The sequence below is a fragment of the Mesorhizobium sp. M7A.F.Ca.CA.003.01.2.1 genome, from assembly GCF_003998945.1.
Classification (GTDB): Bacteria; Pseudomonadota; Alphaproteobacteria; order Rhizobiales; family Rhizobiaceae; genus Mesorhizobium; species Mesorhizobium ciceri.
In genome coordinates, this window is sequence record NZ_RZRA01000388.1 from 1 (window position 1) to 4,902 (window position 4,902).

General features: G+C 60.1%; 4 protein-coding genes. All 4 read right to left on the bottom strand.

The features are described from left to right. Positions 1-204: 204 nt before the first annotated feature. The 4 genes from EN969_RS16805 to EN969_RS16820 all read right to left on the bottom strand — a co-directional run bounded on the left by EN969_RS16805 (position 205) and on the right by EN969_RS16820 (position 4,726). Positions 205-1,809, bottom strand: coding sequence for a GMC family oxidoreductase N-terminal domain-containing protein (locus tag EN969_RS16805; RefSeq protein WP_063168706.1), 1,605 nt, complete (start codon positions 1,807-1,809; stop codon positions 205-207). Between the two features lie 95 nt (positions 1,810-1,904). After that, positions 1,905-2,708 carry an ABC transporter ATP-binding protein gene (locus tag EN969_RS16810; protein WP_013530446.1) on the bottom strand — a complete coding sequence of 268 codons (804 nt, stop codon included), beginning with the start codon at positions 2,706-2,708 and terminating at the stop codon, positions 1,905-1,907. Positions 2,709-2,721: 13 nt separating this feature from the next. Beyond that, complete coding sequence (locus EN969_RS16815) at positions 2,722-3,588, bottom strand: ABC transporter permease (protein ID WP_024503974.1); 867 nt, start codon at positions 3,586-3,588, stop codon at positions 2,722-2,724. 148 nt (positions 3,589-3,736) lie between these two features. Beyond that, the gene (locus tag EN969_RS16820; RefSeq protein WP_063168707.1) at positions 3,737-4,726 is read right to left on the bottom strand and encodes an ABC transporter substrate-binding protein; all 990 of its coding nucleotides are present in this window, start codon (positions 4,724-4,726) and stop codon (positions 3,737-3,739) included. Between the last annotated feature and the right edge of the window lie 176 nt (positions 4,727-4,902).

Here is a 4,902-nt window from a genome sequence, read left to right on the forward strand (position 1 = left end):
CCCCGCCTGGCCGCCGCCAACAACAAGCGTGTCTACTGTTTCGACTGGCATTCAGCGGCCCTTTCTGGCTCTCCCCGAGAGTTTCTGCGCATGCGGCGGAGGTCTGATCGTTGGTTTACTGGAGGGACCGGGCAGCGAAAATTACGATTTCATGTGGCAGTGGTTAGCTTGTTCCTAAATGCTGAATTGGCCGCGCGCAGACGGCTACGCCAGTATTGCCATAGCCGCCTTTTCGCCAATCATCATGGATGGCGCATTGGTGTTGCCACCGATCAATGTCGGCATGACGGAGGCATCAGCGACGCGCAGATTGTCGAAACCGCGCACCTTGAGACCGGCGGGATCAACCACCGCCATGGCGTCGTTGCCCATCCTGGCCGTGCCAACCGGATGATAGACGGTAAGAGCCTCGGCACGCAGATAGGCGAGAATCTCGTCATCGGTGTTCACGTTGGGCCCAGGCAGGATTTCCGGTCCGCGGATGCCGCCGAAAACCGGCGAAGCCAGGATCGAACGCGCGACCTTTATGCCCTCGACGAGGGTCAGGGCATCCTGTTCGTCACTGAAGAAGCGATGGTCTATGAGCATATTGCGGCGGGTGCCGTCGCGTTGAAGCGTGATTTCGCCGACGCTCCCGGGTCTCAACACACAGGTGTGCACGGCATAGCCGTGGCCATATTCGACGAGCCGACCGCGATGGCTGCGATAGCCCGGCACGAAGTGGAACTGAATGTCGGGTATGCTCCCGGCATACTTCGTCCTGGCAAAGCCGCCGGCTTCGACATAGTTGGTCGTCAGCATGCCTTTGCGCCGGGCGAAATACTGGAACGGCGCCGCCAGCATCGCCGGAAGATTGGCAAGTGAAAGGCCGAGCGTCTTGCGGCTGTTCGATCGCACCGTGATCATGCCATCGACATGGTCGCGCAAGTTCTTACCGACGCCTGGCAGGTTCGCGACCGGTTCAATCCCCGCTGCTTTCAGCTCCCCGGCCGGGCCGACGCCGGAAGCAAGCAGAATGCGCGGCGATCCGATCGCACCCGCGCTGAGGACGACCTCCGCTCGGCACCCCAACCGTTGGGTTGCGCCTTCCCTGATCACGTTGACGCCGGTGACGCGCTCGCGTTCAATCGCCAGATCAAGAACCTCGACGCCTGACAATATCCGTAGATTCGAGCGGCCGAGAATCGGCCGGACAAAGGCGCTGTAGGCCGAGAAGCGCTCGCCTCTGTTCTGGGTGACGTTGTAGATGCCGAGGCCGAGTTGGCCACCGGCATTGAAGTCGCGGTTCTCGGGCAGGCCTACGCCTCTGCCCGCCTCAACCCACAGGCTGGATACCACGTTGGGATCGCGCGGATTGTCGACCAGCAATTCGCCGTCGAATCCGTGATAGGCGGGGCTCTGCAACAGGCAGTTCCGCTCCAATTTCTTGAAGACGGGCAGGACATCGGCATAGGACCACCCGGCACAGCCAAGCGCTGCCCATTCATCGTAGTCCTGCGCGGCGCCACGAATATAGACCATCGAGTTGATCGAACTCGACCCGCCAAGAACCTTGCCCCGGTTGACCGGTATGCGGCGGTTGTTGAGCAGCGGCTGCGGCACGCCCTTGTAGCCGTAGTCGAAGTTCGGATTGCCGTAGAGCGAGAGAATGCCGGCCGGCACGCGCACCCTGGTGCGGTCGTCGCTGCCGCCCGCCTCGATCAGGCAGACACGAACTGCCGGGTCTGCGCTCAGCCTGTTTGCCAAGACACAGCCGGCCGAGCCCGCGCCAATGACGATATAGTCAAATTCCGCCGCCTCGATGCTCATGCCTTGCCCGTTTCATCATCCACACCGAAGACTGCCGATGTCTGTTTCATGCATGTCGTCTGCCCAAAACCGAGGTCACTTTTGAGCGACATGCATTAGTGCTCGTCGTCTTCGTCGTTCTTCAGGAGCTCGAGGATCTCCCGCTTCATGGCGATGAAGTTCGGCTCCATGACCAGATCCATGCTGCGTGGACGCGGGAGGCCTACGCGGATTTCCTTCTTGATCTGACCGGGCCGGCCGGACATGACGAGCACCCTGTCCGCCAGCAGGATCGCTTCGTCGATGTCATGGGTAACGAACAGGACCGTCTTCTTGGAATGATCCCAGATCCTCAGCAAAAGCTTCTGCATGCTGTGACGGGTTTGGCTGTCGAGCGCTCCAAAAGGCTCATCCATCAGCAGCACGTCCGGATCATTGGCGAGCGCGCGCGCAATCGCAACGCGCTGCTTCATGCCGCCCGACAGCTGAGACGGGTAATGGTTGGCGAACTTTGCCAGACCGACCTCGTGGAGAAAATGCTCGACAATGACCCTGCGCTCGGCCGGCGCAATGCCCTTCCGCTTCGGGCCATATTCGACGTTCTGCGCCACCGTAAGCCAGGGAAACAGCGTATATGCCTGAAACACCATGCCGCGATCCGGGCCCGGCTCGGTAACAGGCTTGCCGCCGACTACGATCATGCCGCCGGTCCGCTCCTCAAGACCGGCGACGAGATAAAGCAGGCTCGACTTGCCGCAGCCGGATGGGCCGACGATCACACAGAATTCGTTGGGCACGACGTGAAAGGAAATGCCATCCAGCGCCAGCACCGCATTGTCACCCTTGCCGTAGCGCAGGACCACATTGTCGATGCCTATGTCGGAACTCTTTGGTTTCGTCGTAAGATTCAGGGCGTCCATGTGTGCGTGTTCCTCAATTGGCCCAGGGAGCGACGAGGCGGCGGATGCCCCGGAACAATTGGTCGGTGCAAAGACCAAGGATGCCGATCATGGCGATGGCCATGAAGATCACGTCGACCTGAAAGCCGCGCATGGCTTTGAGCGAGATGTAGCCAAGTCCGCTGCGGGCGGCGACGAGTTCGGCCACGACGAGATAGGTCCAGGCCCAGCCCATGGTGACGCGCAGCACATCCAGCACGCTCGGAAGCGTGGCCGGAAAGACGATGTGGAAGACCGTGTCGCCTCGTTTCGTGCCGAGCGTATAGGCTGCGTTGACAAGGTCGCGCTGGACGCTGCGAGCGCTGTCGGCGATCATGACGAGCTGCTGGAAGAAGACGCCGAAGACGATGACGGCAACGCGCTGCTCGATGCCGATGCCGATCCACAGGATGAAAAGCGGCACGAAGGACGTCACCGGCAGATAGCGTATGAAATTGACCAACGGTTCGAGAACGGCCTGGACGATGCGATAGGTGCCCATCGTCAATCCAAGCGGCACCGCAACGATGCTCGAAAGGACGAAGCCGATCAACACCACCTGGACGCTGGCGAAAACATGCTCCCACAACGACCCGTCAAGCGCCATGCTGATGGTGGTGGACAACACGGATTCGGGGCGAGGCAGGAACATTTCCTTGACCGCTCCGGAATAGGTCAGCGCGAACCAGCCGCCGATGACGGCGATCCAGACCATGAAGCCGAGCGTAATGGAGAGAGAGCGCGGCACAGCCCGAAACGGTGTGGCGATGACTTTCAGGACGGATCGACCGGCCTGACCTTCTTCAACTCTCGCGGTCACGCCATTGCTGACCAGAGAGCTCGTGTTCGGTGCTAGTGTCACGGGATACCCTTTTGGGCCGCTTGGACCGGAGGCGCGAGGTCCGCCTCCGGTTCAGCCAAATCACTTTGCAAGGTCAAATTACTTCGCAGGCCAAGCTACTTTGCAAGGCCAAGCTACTTCCAAGGCCAAGCTACTTTCCAAGGCCAAGCTACTTCCCAAGGAAGGACGTATCGACGAGGTCGTCATACTTGACGTCCATTTTGAGCTTGCCGAAGCCGCCCCAGATATCGCCGCCCAGCTTGATCAGCTTGCCGGCTTCGCCAGTCTCGCCACCGGCGAAGAATTCGGCATTGCGCTGCTTACCGTAGAAGTTCACGCCAGCGGCCGAGGAAGCGAAGTCCTTCGGATCCTTCAGCCAGCCGCCGACGCCTTTGGCCATCACCTCATACGCCTTCTCAGGATTCTCCTTGATGAACTCGTTGGCCTTGTAGAGGCCCTTCACCAGCGCCTCGACATCTCCGGGGTTCTTCGTGATGTAGTCGCAGTTGAGCGCCACCACATCGACGATCAAGCCGGGTGTCCTGGAGGAGTCGATCAGCACCTGTCCCTTGTTTTCCTTCTTGGCCAGCGTCAGATGCGGTTCCCAGGTGACGGCAACGGGAATGCGGTCGGCCATGAAGGCGGCAGCGGCATCGTCTGCCGTCATGTTGGTGATCTTCACATCGGCCTGGGTGAGACCGGCCTGCTTGAGCAGGATATTGAACCAGAACTGCGACACTGAACCCTCGTTCAGCGCTACGTCCATGCCTTTGAGGTCGGCGATGCTCTTGACCCCGCTGGGCGCGAGCACGCCATCGCCGCCATGGCTGTCATCCAGCGCATAGACCGACTTGAAGCAAACATCCTTCGAACGATACTTCATGATCTCGTCGACGGTCGATGCGCTGCCGTCGAGCTCGCCGGCGGCAACAGCCGCCATATACAGCGATGCTTCCTCGATGATTTCAAGCGAGACATCGAGCCCACCTTCCTTGAAGTAGCCCATGTCACGGGCAAGGAAGAGCGGTCCGTACCCCACCCAGGTCGTCATGCCCAGTTTCAAGCTGCCAGCTTCGGCGTGGAGGCTCACCGATATGGCGCTGAGCGCAATGCCGGCCACCAGCGCGGCCCGGCGAAACTTCGAGATTATTGTCGTCATCACGTTCCCCTGTTTTCTGAAGTCGAGCGTTATCCCGGCCCGAACGAAACCCGCTCCGGAGGCATCGCCGAAGCCTGTCGCCTGACGTTCTTTTCTTGTTTTCTTTCAGCCGATGGCGGAGCAAAGCACGTTGGGTGCGCTGCACAAATTATGATTTTCAGTAGTTCGGCTTAGGC

What these genes read in the sequence shown, in the direction of transcription:
- EN969_RS16810 (WP_013530446.1), bottom strand. Translation starts at nt 2,708, where the DNA reads ATGGACGCCCTGAATCTTACGACGAAACCAAAGAGTTCCGACATAGGC.
- EN969_RS16805 (WP_063168706.1), bottom strand. Translation starts at nt 1,809, where the DNA reads ATGAGCATCGAGGCGGCGGAATTTGACTATATCGTCATTGGCGCGGGC.
- EN969_RS16820 (WP_063168707.1), bottom strand. Translation starts at nt 4,726, where the DNA reads ATGACGACAATAATCTCGAAGTTTCGCCGGGCCGCGCTGGTGGCCGGC.